This window comes from Zhenpiania hominis (assembly GCF_014333425.1).
Lineage (GTDB): Bacteria > Bacillota > Clostridia > Peptostreptococcales > Anaerovoracaceae > Hominibacterium > Hominibacterium hominis.
In genome coordinates, this window is sequence record NZ_JACRYT010000006.1 from 72,238 (window position 1) to 90,561 (window position 18,324).

14 protein-coding genes and 1 CRISPR repeat array are annotated in these 18,324 nt (G+C 41.9%); of the genes, 13 read left to right on the top strand and 1 reads right to left on the bottom strand.

Features of this window, described 5'->3' with window-relative positions:
* The first annotated feature begins 89 nt into the window (after positions 1-89).
* The 4 genes from H9L42_RS17360 (at position 90) to H9L42_RS07685 (ending at position 3,805) form a co-directional block, all read left to right on the top strand.
* Complete coding sequence (locus H9L42_RS17360) at positions 90-203, top strand: hypothetical protein (protein WP_415929430.1); 114 nt, start codon at positions 90-92, stop codon at positions 201-203.
* Complete coding sequence (locus H9L42_RS07675) at positions 200-847, top strand: alpha/beta fold hydrolase (protein ID WP_415929429.1); 648 nt, start codon at positions 200-202, stop codon at positions 845-847. Before H9L42_RS17360 ends, H9L42_RS07675 begins: the two co-directional genes overlap by 4 nt.
* A 64-nt stretch (positions 848-911) precedes the next feature.
* The gene (locus H9L42_RS07680; protein WP_187302811.1) at positions 912-2,315 is read left to right on the top strand and encodes a spore germination protein; all 1,404 of its coding nucleotides are present in this window, start codon (positions 912-914) and stop codon (positions 2,313-2,315) included.
* A 443-nt stretch (positions 2,316-2,758) separates the two neighbouring features.
* Positions 2,759-3,805, top strand: coding sequence for a cobalt-precorrin 5A hydrolase (locus H9L42_RS07685; protein WP_187302812.1), 1,047 nt, complete (start codon positions 2,759-2,761; stop codon positions 3,803-3,805).
* 13 nt (positions 3,806-3,818) lie between these two features.
* On the opposite strand, the gene H9L42_RS07690 is transcribed toward H9L42_RS07685, so the two are convergent.
* Positions 3,819-4,790: a DUF5067 domain-containing protein gene (locus H9L42_RS07690; protein ID WP_187302813.1), complete on the bottom strand. Its 972-nt coding sequence runs from the start codon at positions 4,788-4,790 to the stop codon at positions 3,819-3,821.
* A 284-nt stretch (positions 4,791-5,074) separates the two neighbouring features.
* Between H9L42_RS07690 and cas6 the strand changes: the two genes are divergently transcribed.
* The 9 genes from cas6 (at position 5,075) to csm6 (ending at position 18,282) form a co-directional block, all read left to right on the top strand.
* Positions 5,075-5,752: a CRISPR-associated endoribonuclease Cas6 gene (gene cas6 / locus H9L42_RS07695; RefSeq protein ID WP_187302814.1), complete on the top strand. Its 678-nt coding sequence runs from the start codon at positions 5,075-5,077 to the stop codon at positions 5,750-5,752.
* On the top strand, positions 5,745-8,081 hold the full coding sequence (gene cas10, locus H9L42_RS07700; RefSeq protein ID WP_187302815.1) for a type III-A CRISPR-associated protein Cas10/Csm1: 2,337 nt from the start codon (positions 5,745-5,747) through the stop codon (positions 8,079-8,081). Before cas6 ends, cas10 begins: the two co-directional genes overlap by 8 nt.
* The gene (gene csm2 / locus H9L42_RS07705) at positions 8,081-8,470 is read left to right on the top strand and encodes a type III-A CRISPR-associated protein Csm2 (protein ID WP_187302816.1); all 390 of its coding nucleotides are present in this window, start codon (positions 8,081-8,083) and stop codon (positions 8,468-8,470) included. The genes cas10 and csm2 overlap by 1 nt, the downstream gene beginning before the upstream one ends.
* Positions 8,471-8,485: 15 nt before the next feature.
* A complete protein-coding gene (gene csm3 / locus H9L42_RS07710; protein ID WP_187302817.1) occupies positions 8,486-9,166 on the top strand; it encodes a type III-A CRISPR-associated RAMP protein Csm3 in 681 nt (226 codons plus the stop codon).
* Positions 9,163-10,095 carry a type III-A CRISPR-associated RAMP protein Csm4 gene (gene csm4, locus H9L42_RS07715; RefSeq protein WP_187302818.1) on the top strand — a complete coding sequence of 311 codons (933 nt, stop codon included), beginning with the start codon at positions 9,163-9,165 and terminating at the stop codon, positions 10,093-10,095. Before csm3 ends, csm4 begins: the two co-directional genes overlap by 4 nt.
* A gap of 1 nt (position 10,096) precedes the next feature.
* Positions 10,097-11,203, top strand: a complete 1,107-nt coding sequence (gene csm5, locus H9L42_RS07720; protein WP_187302819.1) for a type III-A CRISPR-associated RAMP protein Csm5 — start codon at positions 10,097-10,099, stop codon at positions 11,201-11,203.
* Between the two features lie 133 nt (positions 11,204-11,336).
* Positions 11,337-15,472: a CRISPR direct-repeat array (repeat unit 36 nt; unit sequence ATTAGAAGAGATAGATCCCCTGAAGGGGACGGAAAC).
* 155 nt (positions 15,473-15,627) lie between these two features.
* Positions 15,628-16,632, top strand: a complete 1,005-nt coding sequence (gene cas1, locus H9L42_RS07725) for a CRISPR-associated endonuclease Cas1 (RefSeq protein ID WP_187302820.1) — start codon at positions 15,628-15,630, stop codon at positions 16,630-16,632.
* A 10-nt stretch (positions 16,633-16,642) separates the two neighbouring features.
* Positions 16,643-16,963: a CRISPR-associated endonuclease Cas2 gene (cas2, locus tag H9L42_RS07730; protein ID WP_187302821.1), complete on the top strand. Its 321-nt coding sequence runs from the start codon at positions 16,643-16,645 to the stop codon at positions 16,961-16,963.
* 14 nt (positions 16,964-16,977) lie between these two features.
* Positions 16,978-18,282: a type III-A CRISPR-associated CARF protein Csm6 gene (gene csm6 / locus H9L42_RS07735; RefSeq protein WP_187302822.1), complete on the top strand. Its 1,305-nt coding sequence runs from the start codon at positions 16,978-16,980 to the stop codon at positions 18,280-18,282.
* Positions 18,283-18,324 lie beyond the last annotated feature (42 nt).

The following is an 18,324-nucleotide window of genomic DNA, read 5'->3' on the forward strand; positions in this document are numbered from 1 at the left end:
TATTATTTAGTATACCACAGATGCGGCTCGGGGGATGAAGAACAAAAGACTTTTCGATATAAAAGACGCTCCACAGGGAAAGGAGTAGGATATGGGATTTGAAAAAAGAGCTGTCTGCCTGCTGGGGCTGTTTGTGTTGGTTTTCTGTGTGGCGGCAGGATGCGGACGCCAGCAGGTTCCAGAAGAGCGTTTCATCGAAGTGAACGGAGTTACACTGGCCTATCTGGAAGCCGGGAGTGGCAGGCCACTGATTTTGCTGCACGGTGGGGGAGGAAACAATCGGGATTTTGAACCGGTAATGGAAGAACTTTCCCAGGATTATAAGGTTTACGCTATCGACAGTCGAGGACATGGAAACAGTAGCGCAGTAGAAGAATATAATTATCAAGATATGGCAAATGACATGAAAGCCTTTATCAAGGCAAAGAAGCTCGACCATCCGGTTTTATATGGATTCAGCGATGGAGGGATCACTGGGCTGCTTCTCGCTTCTCAAGATCCGGATCTGCTTTCGGAGTTAATCATCAGCGGGGCCAACGCAAGTCCCGACGGCCTCCGCTCAGAGGATCGGAAGGCGATGGAACGAGAATATCGTCTTTCCGGCGATCCGCTTTTGAAAATGGAACTGACCCAGCCTCATCTGACAGAGTCCGATTTACACAGGATTTCCATTCCCACACTAGTCCTAGCTGGAAGTCGGGACATGATAAAGGAATCTCACACCCGTTTTCTGGCCGCCAATATTCCGGGCAGCCGTCTGGAGATCCTAGAAGGAGAGTCCCACTCTAGTTACGTCATGGAAGGCACAAAACTGGCGCGGATTATAAAGGCTTTTCTGAGTGAATAAAAAAATGAATGAGATTTTCCAATTCTGACAAACTAAAGATAGATTTGTTAGGAGTGATGGGACTATGAATCAATATAATCATCTTCTGGAGGAAATGCGGAACAAGCTTCCTCTGGGAGAAAGCTTTGATGTGATGGAACGGGATCTGAGCATTGGCGGAAAAAATACGACGATGTTTTTTGTAGATGGGCTGACCAAGGGATCCGTCGTACAGCTTGTTATGTCTTTTCTGCTGGCGATTCCGCCGCAGGCTATGGAACGGGCAAAGACAGCCAAAGAGTTTATTAAATACAACATGCCTTATCTGGACACCTTGACGGAGGCGGATGTGGATACAGCGCTAAAGCATCTTTATTCCGGGCTGCTTCCGGTGCTGATCGACGGGTATGATGAAATTATTATTGTGGATATTCGGGACTATCCGTCACGGTCGGTGGAAGAGCCTTCCAAGGAAAAGTCTCTGCGGGGAGCAAAAGATGGCTTTACGGAAACCCTGATGACGAATATTGCGTTAATCCGGCGAAGGCTTAGAGATAATAATTTAATTTTCAAAGCGTTTGTAGTGGGGAAAACCAGTAAAACAGATGTTTCAATTGCTTATATGAAAGAGAAGGCAGATGAAAAAATGGTAGAAAAGCTCTCTTTCTATCTGAAAAGCCTCAAACTGGACACGACGACTGTTGGAGAGCAGACCATTGTGGAGGCTCTGGGAAGGATGCAGAAATGGAGAAACTGGATGAATCCTTTTCCAAAAGTGCGTTATACTCAGCGGCCGGACGTGGTTTCTGCCCATATTGCGGAGGGAAAAATCGCTATTATCATTGATAATTCCCCGACTGTTCTCATTGTACCCGCGGGAATTTTCGATTTTGTACAGGATGTGGATGACTATTATTTTCCTTTTATTACAGGAAATTATTTCAGGCTCCTGCGGATTATCAACGCGATCGTAATTTTGTTCCTGACACCAATTTATCTTCTCATCGGACAGGGAGATATTCCGATTCCCATTAATATTGATTTCTTTGTACCGGATGAAAATTTCGCTATTTCCTTGTTCTGGCAGTTTATTCTGCTGGAAGTGGCGATCGACGGCCTCAAGCTGGCGTCTCTGAATACTCCGGAATCTCTGGGCATGTCACTTTCGGTTATCGGGGCGCTGATTTTAGGGGAGTTTTCCATATCTTCCGGTTGGTTTATTCCACAGACGATTCTCTGTATGGCGATTGTAGCGCTGGCCAGCTTTACCCAGCCCAGCATTGAACTGGGATATGGCGTGAAATTTATGCGGATTCTGATTCTCATCGGCGCCGCTGTATGGGGAATCTGGGGCGCGGCTATCGGTCTGGGGATCGGTCTTCTCTGGCTGGTGACGACGAAAACCATCGGTGGCAGCAGTTATCTGTACCCGGTGATTCCTTTTAAGTGGAGCGCGCTGAAGAGGCTGATGTTCCGGACGACGAAATAGCAAATGCCGCGCTGGTTGAGACCTTCTATAGGCCGGGACGCGGGCGGGATCTGTTGTAGCAGCGGGTGTGGCCATTCCTTTTTTTATGGTGCCGGACATATTTTTTGTATTTTTCTGTTCCCAACTGGCTTGGAAATTATTTGCGGACACATAAAATGTTAAAAATTGGGTTACATTTGAATCGTCTGCGTGGAAACTACCTGTTATTGTAGCTCTGTTACAAACAATTTCGACAATGATTTACAATCTTCGATAAAAATCGACAAGATTGCAAGTTAGGCTAGGTAAACTTTTTGTTCCCGATTAAAGAAAAAGGGAAATTGGGTACAAAACGGTCTAAGACGGGGAGTTTCAGGTACGAAAATCAGGGGGAGCGATTGCGCAAATCAGTTGAGTTCCGCTCCTTTTTCCCGTATACTGAAAGGAAAAGGAGGCATAAAGCGATGAAAATCCGGTTAATTTGTTTTACTTCGTCCGGCGCGGAGGTCTGCGGGCGGATGGTGGAGCTGCTGGCGCGTATGGGACATGTGTGCCAGGGCTATAAAAAAGGGACTTTTCAGGGAGGAGAAAGCTTTTCAGTGGCAGACGGCAGCTTGAGAGAATGGACGGAAGAATCCTTTTCCTCCCAGGACGCCTTGATTTTTGTAGGGGCTGTGGGGATTGCGGTGCGGGCTATCGCGCCTTTCGTGAAAAGCAAGACCTCGGACCCAGCCTGTATCGCGGTAGATGAGCAGGGAAACTATGTGATCCCGCTGCTGTCCGGTCATATCGGCGGGGCCAACGAGCTGGCGGAGGAACTGGCGCAGGGCCTGGGAGCTCTGGCAGTGATCACAACCGCCACGGATCTGAACGGGCTGTTCGCGGTGGATCAGTGGGCCAGAGAAAACAGTATGCGCATTTGCGATATGGGACTGGCAAAGCAGATGTCCGCGGATCTTCTGGAAGGGAAAACCATCGGATACTTTACCTCTTTTCCCATACAGGGAACGCCGCCGAAGGAATTGGCGGAAGGACCGGGAAGCGGCACGGAGCTGGAAATTTCTATCGCGGCAAGCCCCAGGAGCAGAAAGGCGCTGCAGCTGATTCCACGTTGTGTCGTATTGGGAATCGGATGCAGGAAGGGGACGTCCGCGGAAGCCATTGAATGGATGGTGCAGGAGGTATTGCGGGATGGTGGGATTTCTCCATATGCTATGTGCGCGGTAGCGTCCATTGATTTGAAAGCGCAGGAAAAGGGACTTTTGGAATTCTGTGAAACCTGGAGGCTTCCCTTTGAAGTGTACAGCGCCCGGGAACTGGAAGCGGTAAGCGGCGACTTCAGCGTCTCCGAGTTTGTAAGCTCCATTACCGGGGTGGATAACGTCTGCGAGCGGGCGGCAGTATTGGCCAGCGGAAACGGGCGGCTGATTGTGAAAAAGCACGCGGGAAACGGCGTGACCGTGGCAGCGGCGGTTCGGGAGCCGGAGCTTGTGTGGCCGGAGGAAAGGTGAGCGATGTTTTTATCTAATCAGGCATATCTCCAAAACCATTGAAATCGCCGGAGTCACTAAACTCGTCAAAGGCATCACTATCCGTAAATTCCGCATCTAGGGAATCGGTCGAGTCATTATCCCAATCATCACCGAGCTCTTCATCAAAGCTTTCCTCGTCCGATTCCCATTTGTTTTCATCGAATTCATCAAAATCTAATTCTTCCATATCCTCTGATTCCAGCTCTTCGAAGTCCTCCATATCCTCAAGCTCTTCCATGCCTTCCTCATTCCATTCTTCTGTATAGGGCTCTTCATATCCATGCGATTCCGAAACGGCAGTTTCAAAAATATCGGATTCATTACTGTCTTCAAACAGATGCTGGGCAAGAAGATAACCCAGGATAAAGCTAAAGAAATCCCTGTCGATCCAGTTTATTTTGGGGCGGTAGTATACTCGTCTTGCCCCTTTCGGATGCGTTTTCGCGTAAGAGTAATGAAGGGATTTCATATCAAGAGATTGTACCGCATCGCGGGGAAGAGGTTTCCCAACCGCTTTTTCTGCCTGCAGCCGGATATATTCGGGAAATTCTGTGTTATGTTCAGAAAGAGGGAATTTGTCCGGGGATTTCGGAGAGGAATTTCCTGCAGAAAGTTTTAAAACCTGGGATGCGGCAAGATCGCTTTCATAAGAGCGAGCCGTAAGGGTAACATCACTGAAGTCGGTAAGTTTATAAGGGGCAGCAATGGTCATGGAATAGCCAGTCAGAATGGATTTGTGAAAGTTCAGACAAGGGATATCTTTTTCGATGTAGATACCATCCAGTTCAATGCCATGCTGAAAAGCGAGTAACTCTATGCTATTAAAAAGTCTTGCGGTTTTTCCGCTTTTATTTTCAAATTGAAAGTAAATCAAAATTACGGATTCTCCTTCATCGCTCTTCGTTACAACGTAGCGCAAATAGTCCAGCGAAAAAAAGCTATCGGAAAGTGTTATCTTATCCATTTCGTTTCTCCTTATAATAACCGGGTAATTGGTAATATTGTTTTCTTTCTCTTAAAGTATACTGTGGAGCGGGTGGAAGGGCAATAGATATTTGACCAAAACCGCCAAAAGGGTTGAAGTTTCGCTGTGTTTTTCATATACTGTAAGAAAGAAGAGCGGTTGTTCTAATAGAAAGATATAGAAGGGATGTATCAGAACTTATGTTAAGCCGTGTTATGATAACATTGAAAAAAAGTGATACTGGTTTCACTCATAATATTTCCTCTTTATTTCAGGGAGCGCTGATGGAGGTAGTACCGGAAACGTATGGAAACCTGCTCCATGAAGATGGGATAAAACCGTACAGCCAAGCGATCTTTAGCGAAAAGGAGCATCTTATTTGGACAGTAAATACACTAGATGAGGACAGCAGTAGATATTTGCTGGAGCCATTGCTTTCTAAAGAATTTGATCACATTTATCTGAAACAGAAGCAGTTAAAATTAGAGATTCTGAAAAAGGAAAAGCTACAGTTGAAATATGAAACATTACTTAAGAATACCTTTTTCTCTAAGTGCGGCAGATACGTTACAGTTAAATTTAAAACACCAACCGCGTTTAAAAGTGAAGGAAGATACCAGTTTTACCCAACGGTATGGCATATTTTTCGAAGTCTGACCAGTAAGTTTGATCGGTATTCGATGGAATCTGAAATTGGATTTAAAGAAAATCTGGATGATATTGATAAGTATGTAAATGTTGTAAGATATTCTTTGCACAGTACATATTTTCACATGGAAGGAATCAGAATTCCTGCATTTTTGGGAACAGTTACATTGAAAATTGACGGACCTCAACAGATGGTGAACTTGATCCATTTACTGCTGCGGTTTGGAGAATTCTCCGGCGTCGGCATAAAATGCGCTATGGGGATGGGAGCAATTGAACTGTTAGAAAAAAAGGAGCAAAAGAAGGATGGATAAAAGGAAACTTGAGATCGTAGTAGGAGGGTTATTTCATGATATTGGAAAGCCCCTTTATCGTTATCTTGATCAGAGAAATCATAGCCTGTCGGGTTATGATTGGCTGAAAGAAATTGGGATAGAAGATGAAGAAATTTTGCGGCAGGTTCGGTATCATCATGCGGCCTATTTAAAAAAAGCTGAAATACCAGACGATTCCTTGGCCTATATTACATATTGGGCAGACAATGTTGCTGCGGGAGTAGATCGCAGAGAAGAGGCGTTATCAGAGAATTCCACGCCGTATGCAAGGGATCTCCCGTTGAGCAGTATTTTTAATATCCTAAATGGAAATCACCAAAACTATGTCTATTCAACGGTACTTCCTTCTGATGAAAGGGAGATTATCTATCCTGAGGAAAAGATAAATGCGTTGGAAGAGTCCGATTACGGAAAGATTATAGAAAACATCAGGAATGTATTAAAAGGAATGGAATGGAAAGACGAATATATTAATTCTCTTCTTGAGGTCATGGAAGCGAATTTATCCTATATTCCATCCTCAACATCGACTACACAAATCGCAGATGTTTCACTGTATGATCATGTGAAGATTACCGCGGCAGTCGGTTCTTGTATTTTAGATTATACAAAAGAAAAACAAATTACGGATTTTCGGAAGGCTCTATTTAAAGAAGGAAAGGTGTTTTATGATGAAGAGGCCTTCCTCCTCTGTAGTATGGATATTTCAGGAATTCAGAATTTTATTTATACAATTACGGCATCAAGGGCGCTGAAAAATCTCAGAGCAAGATCCTTTTATTTGGAGATTATGATGGAGCATATTGTGGATCAATTGTTAAGTAAATTAGAACTGTCGAGAGCAAACCTGATCTATACTGGAGGGGGACATGCCTATCTGTTACTTCCAAATACGAAAACGTGCCGGGCAAATGTAAATGAGTTTGAAAAACATCTGAACGAATGGCTGCGGGATAATTTTGATACGGCTCTTTATATGGCAATCGGATATGTTCCCTGTTCTGCCAATCAATTAATGAATGAGCCAAAAGGCGAAGGAACTTACAGAGGAATTTTTCATAAGGTTTCGTCCATCTTATCAGAAAAAAAGGCTCATCGATATAACGGTGATGATATTCGGATACTGAATGGTCAAACGCAGGGTGAGCATGAACGTGAGTGTAAGGTCTGCGGACGAAGCGATCGACTGGTGAATGATGACCGGTGTGAGATTTGTTATGGCCTGGAGACTCTGGCAAATGATATTATGGAGAAGGATTTTGTCGTGATTCTTTCCCAAAAACCGGAAATATCAGCGGTGATTCTTCCTGGAGGTTGCTATATGATTATGGAAGATGAAAAACAGCTGACCAATCGGATGAAAAACGATCCATATTATGTTAGAACATATGGGAAGAACAGAATGTTCACAGGAGTACATATTGCGACCAAGTTATGGACAGGAGATTATAAATCGGCAAAAGAGTTTTCAGAGTTGGCAGGTGCGGCTACTGGTGCAAGGCGGCTGGGAGTGCTGCGAGCGGATGTGGATAATCTCGGACAGGCTTTTGTTGCGGGATTTGATGAAGACCATGTGAGTCTTTCCAGAACAGCTGCTTTTTCCAGAAAGCTATCCGTCTTTTTTAAACTATATATCAATACTGTTTTGCGAAACCCACAGTTTGTATTAGGAGATAAGCAATCGGAATACAGAAACGCTTTGATTGTATACTCTGGAGGCGATGATGTTTTTGTAGTTGGTTCCTGGGATGATATGATAGGATTTGCTATCGATTTAAATGACAGCTTGAAACGGTTCAGCCAGGGTACATTGAAGATTTCTGCGGGAATTGGTATGTTCCATGAGAAATATCCGATCTCCGCAATGGCTTATGAAACCGGAAGGCTGGAAGAGTGTTCAAAATCAAAGGATGAAAAAAACAGCATAACTTTGTTTTATCCGGAAGAGCAGAGAATGGGAGAAAGCAGCACATATGGCTGGGATGAATTGAAAGAACAGGTAATCGGGGAAAAGCTGACTTTGCTTCAGAACTATTTCAAAAAGATTCCGGAAAAAGGAAACAGTATGTTGTATAAAATGCTGGGATTTATTCGCAATAAAGATAAAGATCGGATTAATCTTGCGCGCTATGCGTATCTGCTGGCGCGGATAGAACCTGAGAAAGACGATACTCCGGAACGAAAAGAATTATATCAGGAATTCTCCCAGAAAATGTACAAATGGATTCAGAATGAAGAAGATACAAAACAATTGATCACAGCAATTTACTTGTTTGTGTACCTCAATCGCAAAAAGGAGGAGAAATAATGGAGAAACTTACAGCAACGAATTATGTAGATCTTGCGGAAGATGTGATTAAAAACATGCTCCAAACAGATCGGCGGGGAAATAAGAGTATTGCACTTACTTCATCTCAGATTCGGAATCTTTTATCACTTGTAAACAGCGTATATATTGACGCGGTAGATAGCAAAAGTGAGAAACTAAGGGAGTCTCTTCAAGGGAAAGTGCAATATCTCAGATTGCGCTTTGTTTATGCAGCTGGCAGAGAAAAGGATGTAGAAGAATTTGTAAAAAAGGCGCATATTATTAGCTATTTGAAAGCGATTGGCGACAATAAAGAGAGTTTGTTGCTTTTCTGCAAATACATGGAAGCGTTAGTTGCATATCATAAATTTTATGGCAGACGAGATTAAACGGAGGAGAGAAAAATGTTCAGTAAAATTGAAATTACAGGAGTTATTGAAGTTATCACTGGAATGCATATTGGCGCGTCTGACAGTTTCTCCGCAATCGGAGCGATTGATACACCAGTTGTGCGAGATCCGGTAAGTCGTCTGCCGATTATTCCGGGCAGCAGCTTGAAAGGAAAAATGAGATCGCTCCTTGCGAAAGCCTACAATAAAAGAACCCTGAGTGAGCATAATGATGATGACGCAAGGATTATTCGTCTTTTTGGAGCAAGTAAGGGAAAAGAAGATGGGAATCCGCAGAGGAGCCGTCTGATCTTTTCAGACGCAATACTGAATAATAAAGAAGAATTGGAAGAACTAGGGGCTGATTCTGTAACGGAAGTGAAAGAAGAAAACAGTATTAACAGAATTTCCGGTGTGGCAAACCCGAGACAGTTGGAACGGACAATCCGCGGCGCGAAATTTCCGCTTTCCATTATTTATGATGCAGATGATCCGGAAAAAGTTGTGGAGGATTTCAAAGTGATTGCAGACGGACTGAAACTTCTCCAGTATGACTATATTGGAGGGCATGGCTCCAGGGGATATGGAAAAATTCAATTTAAAAGTCTGGAAGCAGATGTTGTAATAGGTGGAGACGAGGTAAGTGATGCGACGATAGAAGCATGTGAAATGCTGTTAAAGGAAGTGCAGGGATGAATTATCGTATATACAAACTTCAATTTAAAACAGGTCTCCATGTAGGACGCGGAAAACTGACAGATGGAGCAGCGTCTTTTTATGCGGACACTTTATTTTCCGCGTTATGTAAGGAAGCATTAAAGCTAGGTGGAGAAAAAATGCTTGCCCAACTGGTGGATCGGGTGCAAGGGGGACAAATCCGCCTGTCAGATGGATTTCCATATATTGCAAACAGACTCTATATTCCAAAACCGATGCTGTTAATTAAAGGCGCAGAAGAGAGTGACTCAAAAGAAAAGAAAGCTTATAAAAAAATGGAATACATTCCTTTGGATCAATTTGAGATCTATCTGCAGGGAAAGATGGATGTCAGAAAAGAAACCAATTATTTTGGAGAAAATTTTGGAACGTATGGTGTGCGTGCGATGGCAAAGGTAGAAAAGGGGAAGGATGCAGAGCCTTATTCGGTTGGAGTCTATTATTTCAAAGAAGGCGCAGGCTTATATGTGATTGTAGGGTTTGAAGAAGAGGAAGATTCCTGGCTCTTGGATCTTTTTGAAAGCCTGTCCTATACAGGAATCGGCGGAAAACGGTCTTCCGGTTTGGGGAAATTTGTTCTAAACGTATCAAGCATGGATGATAAATTGGAGGCTGGACTAAACCATACCTCCGAAGGAGCCTGCTATATGGCGCTTTCTCTGTGTTTGCCATCTGAGAAAGAATTAGATAAGGCGATAGAGAATGCGCGATATGGGATGCTAAAAAGGAGCGGCTTTATCAGTTCTGAGTCTTATGCGGCGACTTTTCGTAAGAAAAGGACTCTTTTTACATTCAAAGCCGGGTCCTGTTTTAAAAAAACATTTGATGGTATTGTAGCGGATGTATCAGAAGGCGGGAACCATCCGGTATATTGCTACGCGAAAGCAATGTTAATGGAGATTGGTTAAAATGAAACATTTTTTAGAGACGCATCAGGTGAAGCTTACTACAATCGGACCAGTGTTTATTGGTTCCGGTGAATTACTGATGAAAAAAGAATATATTTTGGATCGAAAGAAACGGCGGGTTTCGATCGTTAATCCGAATAAATTTTTTCAGTTCTTAAAAAAGCAACATAAGATGGATAGCTATGAACAATTTATTTTGAAAGAAAATGCTCCGCTTCATGTTTGGCTGAAAAAGCAAAATATTTCCGATAGTGAAATAAAACAGTTTTTAGCATATGAGCTGGATAGCGGTGATATAGCAGAATTGAACAAGGTTAAACCTGTGGAGTTGTTTCAAAAAGATTTATATGGAAAACCATATATTCCGGGAAGCAGTCTGAAAGGTGCTATTCGAACCGCTTTGCTTGGAGACGACATCTATAATAATCCGGAATTATATGGAGCGGAGAGTGAAAATATTCGAAATGTAGAATTTAAAAAGAGGACGTCTTACCTAAAAAAAGAAATAAATCGTGTGGAGCAGAAGTTCTTTTTCACGAAAAACAGACCGGAAACCAGACGCGGAGATGCTGTAAATGACGTAATGAGTGGACTACGCATCAGTGACAGCAAACCGCTATCCGTAAAAGATCTTACGTTATGTCAGAAGATCGATGTACATGTGAAAGGAAATGAAAAAGAGTTGTCAATTGTACGAGAATGTTTAAAACCAGGCACTGAGGTGCAGTTTATTATGACGATTGATCGAACAGAGTGCAAGTATACGATTGAGCAAATACGTCAAAGCATCAATGGATTTCTTAAGTCTTATAATGAATTATTTCTCAAAAGTTTTTCGAATGGAACCTTATTTGAAAAAGACGTGATTTATCTCGGCGGCGGGGTTGGATTTGTCTCCAAAACAGTGACACATCCATTATTGAAAGACAATCCTAAACGAATCCAAGTGGTCAGTGAAGTGGTTAACAATACGTTAAGTAAAAAGGCAAAAATTGAGCATAAGCATAATCAAGATAGAATTCTCGGTGTCTCGCCGCACACATGTAAACTGACTCAATTTGATGGAGGACTATATCAGATGGGAGCGTGTGAAATTGAAATTATGTAGTTTGAGCCGAAGTTGGAGTTTCAATAGATTTCTGGATTTTAAAAGCGATCCCCCTGAGAGAAGCAGGCGAACTTTGGTTTTAGCCGCAAAGCGGAGCAGATATGATTGGAAATGCTGAGGTTGTGGCGGCAGGATTAGAAGAGATAGATCCCCTGAAGGGGACGGAAACGTTGAGGTTGAGTTTTTCAACATCGACCAGCCGCTCAACATTAGAAGAGATAGATCCCCTGAAGGGGACGGAAACGTGCGATACACCAATATAAATAATCATCATCATCTATTAGAAGAGATAGATCCCCTGAAGGGGACGGAAACTTTTTGTTCCGTACATCTTCTTACTCTCCTTTTTTTCTTAATTAGAAGAGATAGATCCCCTGAAGGGGACGGAAACAAAATGAATAGTTTTAGCGAGTGCCTGAAAAAATTAGAAGAGATAGATCCCCTGAAGGGGACGGAAACCTTTTTTTAAAGCTGTAATAATATTCATTTTTTCTATTAGAAGAGATAGATCCCCTGAAGGGGACGGAAACTTTCAGTTTAATGTCAGTTAACACATAATCCCAAGCAGTTATTAGAAGAGATAGATCCCCTGAAGGGGACGGAAACAGCTTCTTATACATTTTCCTTCCTCCTATTTTTATTAGAAGAGATAGATCCCCTGAAGGGGACGGAAACTACATTACAGGAGACAATGGGGCCGGCATTAAGAATTAGAAGAGATAGATCCCCTGAAGGGGACGGAAACTGAAGTTTGATTTCTTTTTTCACTTCTTCCCTTCCATTAGAAGAGATAGATCCCCTGAAGGGGACGGAAACGAATTAATAAGTTGTCCAGATGACATAGAAAATTTTGATTAGAAGAGATAGATCCCCTGAAGGGGACGGAAACTACATTCAAAACTCGCATTATCTCATTTAGTATATATTAGAAGAGATAGATCCCCTGAAGGGGACGGAAACGATTCTAGAAAATGTCGGAGCATTTGAAAGCATGGATTAGAAGAGATAGATCCCCTGAAGGGGACGGAAACAATTTTTAAAATTTTCTTCTTCATTTTTTTCTCCATTAGAAGAGATAGATCCCCTGAAGGGGACGGAAACAAGCAGAGATGTCAAAAAAGTCCTCGTCAAATTCATTAGAAGAATTAGAAGAGATAGATCCCCTGAAGGGGACGGAAACAGGATTCAGAAACATTTTGTTCAGTTCTTGTCAATTAGAAGAGATAGATCCCCTGAAGGGGACGGAAACTTTTTTTTTCTGATTTCCGCTTTCTGTCAATACATAAGATTAGAAGAGATAGATCCCCTGAAGGGGACGGAAACTTTTCAATTCAGCTGTAAATTTTTCCCATTCTTATTAGAAGAGATAGATCCCCTGAAGGGGACGGAAACATTTTTATGAAATTGTATTTACACAACCAGAACTACAATTAGAAGAGATAGATCCCCTGAAGGGGACGGAAACGCAGATTTTAAATTTTTTATTCATTAATTTTGCTCCTCATTAGAAGAGATAGATCCCCTGAAGGGGACGGAAACGATATTCACATGTAAACGAAAAATAGCTTTGTTTTCTATTAGAAGAGATAGATCCCCTGAAGGGGACGGAAACGACAAAGTGTCCTCGTACTCTGGCCACCATCTATTACAATTAGAAGAGATAGATCCCCTGAAGGGGACGGAAACGCGCTGTATTTTTCTAAAAAATCAACTGCAAGATTCAATTAGAAGAGATAGATCCCCTGAAGGGGACGGAAACTATCAGGTCTATCAGGGATTTTATTATGTCCATCTTATTAGAAGAGATAGATCCCCAGAAGGGGACGGAAACCTTTTCGCACGTGCAATCTTTACATGTGCGTTTGAAATTGATTAGAAGAGATAGATCCCCTGAAGGGGACGGAAACCGATCTTTACTTCCTTTTCTTTTACAGTTAAATATTAGAAGAGATAGATCCCCTGAAGGGGACGGAAACTTTGTCAATAATTTTTTTAAAGATATTCATTTATTACATTAGAAGAGATAGATCCCCTGAAGGGGACGGAAACTTACGATATTCAATTTTGATGAAAGTAACTTCGTGTTTATTAGAAGAGATAGATCCCCTGAAGGGGACGGAAACCTGCTCCACCGCATAAGCTACTTCTTCAAATGTCCATTAGAAGAGATAGATCCCCTGAAGGGGACGGAAACCTAGATTCCACCCGGCGAAAAAAAGCAGAGTGGCTAAAATTAGAAGAGATAGATCCCCTGAAGGGGACGGAAACCCGTTTACTTTTCGCCATTGTCGCAAGTCTCCGTTAAGTTAGAAGAGATAGATCCCCTGAAGGGGACGGAAACCTATACTTATATGTCATTATTCTATTCCACGTGTCTGTAATTAGAAGAGATAGATCCCCTGAAGGGGACGGAAACCTTATAGGGTGTGTGGCTTAATACCATGCTAACAGTTTAGAAGAGATAGATCCCCTGAAGGGGACGGAAACGAAAGCGGATATTTTTTTTATTCTTTCTTGTAATTTTTTAGAAGAGATAGATCCCCTGAAGGGGACGGAAACCGGAGGATCAAAAATGAAAAACATATATACAAAAGAAATTAGAAGAGATAGATCCCCTGAAGGGGACGGAAACCAGCTTGCATATACGGAAAAAAAGGACTTGCGTTTTTAGAAGAGATAGATCCCCTGAAGGGGACGGAAACGTTGTACTTGCATTGAATCACTAAACAATTGTGATTTAGAAGAGATAGATCCCCTGAAGGGGACGGAAACTAAGTGCTACATATTCTTTTATTAATCTACGAATTATTAGAAGAGATAGATCCCCTGAAGGGGACGGAAACTTCTTGATGAGAAATGCATAGATCATCTAAAATTTTTTAGAAGAGATAGATCCCCTGAAGGGGACGGAAACTCCCCGATGATGTAAGGCTTCTTCCACTGCTCGCTTAGAAGAGATAGATCCCCTGAAGGGGACGGAAACACAGTCCCGGAAAACTTCTGATAATATTCATTTGCTTTTTAGAAGAGATAGATCCCCTGAAGGGGACGGAAACTCGTTTGTCATTTTTTAAAATCTCCTTTTCTTTTTTTAGAAGAGATAGATCCCCTGAAGGGGACGGAAACTAACCGCCCCGTTGTACTTGCATTGAATCACTAAGTTAGAAGAGATAGATCCCCTGAAGGGGACGGAAACTAACCGCCCCGTTGTACTTGCATTGAATCACTAAGTTAGAAGAGATAGATCCCCTGAAGGGGACGGAAACTTCTCCTCCTATTAGGTTTTACCTTTTTAATTCAATCTTTTTTAGAAGAGATAGATCCCCTGAAGGGGACGGAAACTTGCCCCTCAACTTGATTATAGTATACTCTAATTTTTAGAAGAGATAGATCCCCTGAAGGGGACGGAAACTTTAACGACACCAGGACAAAGTATCCTCATATTCGTTAGAAGAGATAGATCCCCTGAAGGGGACGGAAACTTCATCTCTTGGGCAACGAATTTCAAGATCCATGTGTTAGAAGAGATAGATCCCCTGAAGGGGACGGAAACTAGTAATTCAAAAATGTCCACCTGCCTTTCGTCTGTTTAGAAGAGATAGATCCCCTGAAGGGGACGGAAACTGATTGCCATTTCCATTGCACAATCGAAAGATGGTTAGAAGAGATAGATCCCCTGAAGGGGACGGAAACAATTATTTTTTTACTTTTTATTATAATTTATTTGTTCTTAGAAGAGATAGATCCCCTGAAGGGGACGGAAACGCAGAACACATTGCCGCATCTTTGCTAATAACTTGTTAGAAGAGATAGATCCCCTGAAGGGGACGGAAACGAAAATGTGCCATAATCTACGTATCCATGTTCCTGTCTTAGAAGAGATAGATCCCCTGAAGGGGACGGAAACGGCTTGTATTCTGCGATGTAGATCCAAGCTCCGATAACATTAGAAGAGATAGATCCCCTGAAGGGGACGGAAACTGCCATGTTTTCCTCCTTTCTGATATTCTGTGATATAATTAGAAAAGATAGAGCCTCAGAAGGGGACGGAAACTTGGAAGCGTTCCAGTTCACGTTGCCTTTTGTGAATTAGAAGAGATAGCTCCCCTGAAGGGGACGGAAACTTGCCGACAGTTTGCTATACACGATGTTCACAGTTTTATTAGAAGAGATAGATCCCCAAAAGGGGACGGAAACAGACGGTTCTCAATCTTATTGACTCTCGTTTCCAGTATTAGAAAAGATAGCTCCCCAGAAGGGGACGGAGATTCGAGCGGGCATTTCCGGACGGCGCTGGAACCTGTTCTCTTAGAAGAGATGAAACCTCCGAAAGGGGATAATAAGGCTATAATTATGGAGTTATAAATGAATCCAACCCATATGTGGGGTCTAGATGGCTCGTAATGGAAGAATGGAGGAAGATGATGAGCTATTTGTATGTCAGCGAACAGGGTGCGAGTATCAAAGCTGAAGGAGGGTATTTTGTCGTTGTATATAAGGGAGGGATGATTAAAAAAATTCCTTCAGAGACATTAGAGTATATTGCAGTTTTTGGAAACGTTCAGTTGACAACGCAGGCGATAAAAAAATGCTTTCAAAATGGTGTTGTCGTTAATTTTTTCTCATCTAATGGAAGTTATTTTGGCCGTTTGGACTCAACAAAGAACTGTAATATTTCCAGACAGCGTAATCAGTTTTCTGTAAGCATGGATGTGGAATTCTGCAGAAAAATTTCGGCAAAGATTATTTCGGCTAAAATTCATAACCAGCGAGTTATACTAGAGCGGTATATAAAAACACAAACACCAGAACTCGCAGAAGCATTAAAGCAGATAAGAAATGCGGAAAATAAAATTCATGGATGCATGGATTTGGATCAGATAAAAGGTTATGAGGGGATTGCTGCCCGGTATTATTTCCAAGCACTAGGGAAATTGATTCTGCCCGACTTCAGATTTGAGGGGCGTAATAGAATGCCGCCAAAAGATCCGTTCAATTCTATGATTAGTCTGGGATATACACTTTTGCTGCATGAAGTGTATGGTGCGATTTTAGGAAAAGGGATGAGCCCATATGCTGCGTTTTTGCATCAGGATAAAGAGAATCATCCGACTTTGGCTAGTGATATGATGGAAGAGTGGCGAGCAATCCTGATTGACTCCATGGTTATGAGCCTGATACAGGGGAGAGAAGTGGATATTGACGGATTTTATGTGGATTATGAGACTGGTGCTGTGCTGCTGAGAGAAGAAGTGTTTAAAATATTTATTCGAAAATATGAGCGGAAATTGCGTACTGAGACAAAATATAATGCCTGTGGTTCAGGGCGAATTAGTTATAGACGATCGATTTTTAATCAGATAGGAAAATTAGCACAGGCAGTGGATTCAGAAGACCCGGAAAAGTATGAGCCGATTATGATTCGATAGGGAGAATATAGTGGTAGAAGAAAATTATATTTTCAAGACAGAAGAAATAGAGAAAACAAAGAAATATCTTGTAATGGTCTGTTACGATATTACAGATAACAAGCGTAGGCTTAAAATGGTGAGACTACTGGAACATTATCTGTTTAGAGTGCAGAAATCAGTTTTTGAAGGGATGCTTGAGCAAAAAACATATAGGAAGCTAAAGGAGGAACTGGAACACTTTACAAGGGAAGATGAGAATATTCGTCTTTATAAAATCAGTGGTACAGGAGATGTCTGTGTTTTGGGAAATGCAGTCACTTTGGAAGAAGATGAAATTATCATTATTTAAGCTAGGAGGATATGATGAACAGTAGGAAGATTCTTTTTTCGCCAGTAGGTGGCACCGATCCGATTTCGAATTTCAGTGATGGTTCTATGCTGCATATTTGCAGAGTTTTTCAACCGGATATCATCTATTTGTATTTGTCAAAAGAAATGTGCGAGTTCCATGAAAGGGACAACCGGTATATATATTGTTTAGAAAAATTGGCGGAGCTGCTCGATCACAAATTCGATATCAGAGTGATAAAACGTCCTGATTTAATTGATGTTTTCGATTTTGACTTTTTTTACCGGGAATTTGAACAGTGTATTTACAAAATACGAGAGGAAGAACAGGGGGGTATTCTGCTAAATGTTTCGTCTGGGACGCCGGCAATGAAAAGTGCGCTGAATATTTTAGCAGAGCTGATGGATATAAAATTGACGGCAATACAAGTGGTTACCCCGGAAGGCAAAATCAATAGGCACGAAGAGGATCGGGATAATTATGATGTAGAAGCGTATTGGGAACTTGATAAGGATAATGAAGAGCCATTTACAAATCGTTGCACGGTTTTAGAAAACAGAAATCAAATGGCAGTGTTTGCAGTTAATAACATAAAAAAACATTTAGATTTCTATGATTATGTTGCTGCACTGCGGGTAGCGGAAGGTATCCAGGGATTTCTGTCAGAAGGGGCAATTCAACTGTTAAAAATAGCCTGTGCGCGATTGAATCTGGATTACTCAGGATTTACGAAGCTAGGAGGAAATGCGTTTGGTTTGCTCCCGGTACAGAGCAGTGACAGCAGAGATATTGTAGAGTATTTGTTGGCGGTACAGTTAAAAGCGAGACGCAGAGAGTATGCGGATTTCTTACGGGCGATCACGCCTGCTTTCTTTGAATTAATGAAAATGGTCGTGGAGAGAGAATGTGGGATTGCAATAGTAAAACTCACTTATATAGACAAAAATACCTCCGCACTGAAATGGAAACCTGGTTTTCGCGACTTTGATTCCAGAATCCGGAATGTTCTTCATGAAGATCTGGAGAGAAAGTTTATAACAAGTGATCATCTCGTAAAATTAATTGGCGAATGCTGCAAAAATGATAGAATGAGAAAGCAGTGTGAAGAGTTTCGAAAAATAGAATCAGCTGTTCGTAATATTGCGGCTCATAATGTCTGTGCAGTAACAGATGAATGGATAAAATCGAAGTGCGGGTTTGATACCGGTCAAATCATGAAAAAACTGAAACAACTAACATCCCCGGCAGGAATTAAACTTAGAGATGAAGATTGGAACTCTTACGATTTAATGAATCTGAAAATAAAAGAAATGTTATAGTAACTGTAAAAGAGGATTTTGAAAGGTGTGCTATCAAAATCC

What these genes read in the sequence shown, in the direction of transcription:
- H9L42_RS07680 (WP_187302811.1), top strand. Translation starts at nt 912, where the DNA reads ATGAATCAATATAATCATCTTCTGGAGGAAATGCGGAACAAGCTTCCT.
- H9L42_RS07685 (WP_187302812.1), top strand. Translation starts at nt 2,759, where the DNA reads ATGAAAATCCGGTTAATTTGTTTTACTTCGTCCGGCGCGGAGGTCTGC.
- H9L42_RS07690 (WP_187302813.1), bottom strand. Translation starts at nt 4,790, where the DNA reads ATGGATAAGATAACACTTTCCGATAGCTTTTTTTCGCTGGACTATTTG.
- cas6 (WP_187302814.1), top strand. Translation starts at nt 5,075, where the DNA reads ATGGAGGTAGTACCGGAAACGTATGGAAACCTGCTCCATGAAGATGGG.
- cas10 (WP_187302815.1), top strand. Translation starts at nt 5,745, where the DNA reads ATGGATAAAAGGAAACTTGAGATCGTAGTAGGAGGGTTATTTCATGAT.
- csm2 (WP_187302816.1), top strand. Translation starts at nt 8,081, where the DNA reads ATGGAGAAACTTACAGCAACGAATTATGTAGATCTTGCGGAAGATGTG.
- csm3 (WP_187302817.1), top strand. Translation starts at nt 8,486, where the DNA reads ATGTTCAGTAAAATTGAAATTACAGGAGTTATTGAAGTTATCACTGGA.
- csm4 (WP_187302818.1), top strand. Translation starts at nt 9,163, where the DNA reads ATGAATTATCGTATATACAAACTTCAATTTAAAACAGGTCTCCATGTA.
- csm5 (WP_187302819.1), top strand. Translation starts at nt 10,097, where the DNA reads ATGAAACATTTTTTAGAGACGCATCAGGTGAAGCTTACTACAATCGGA.
- cas1 (WP_187302820.1), top strand. Translation starts at nt 15,628, where the DNA reads ATGAGCTATTTGTATGTCAGCGAACAGGGTGCGAGTATCAAAGCTGAA.
- csm6 (WP_187302822.1), top strand. Translation starts at nt 16,978, where the DNA reads ATGAACAGTAGGAAGATTCTTTTTTCGCCAGTAGGTGGCACCGATCCG.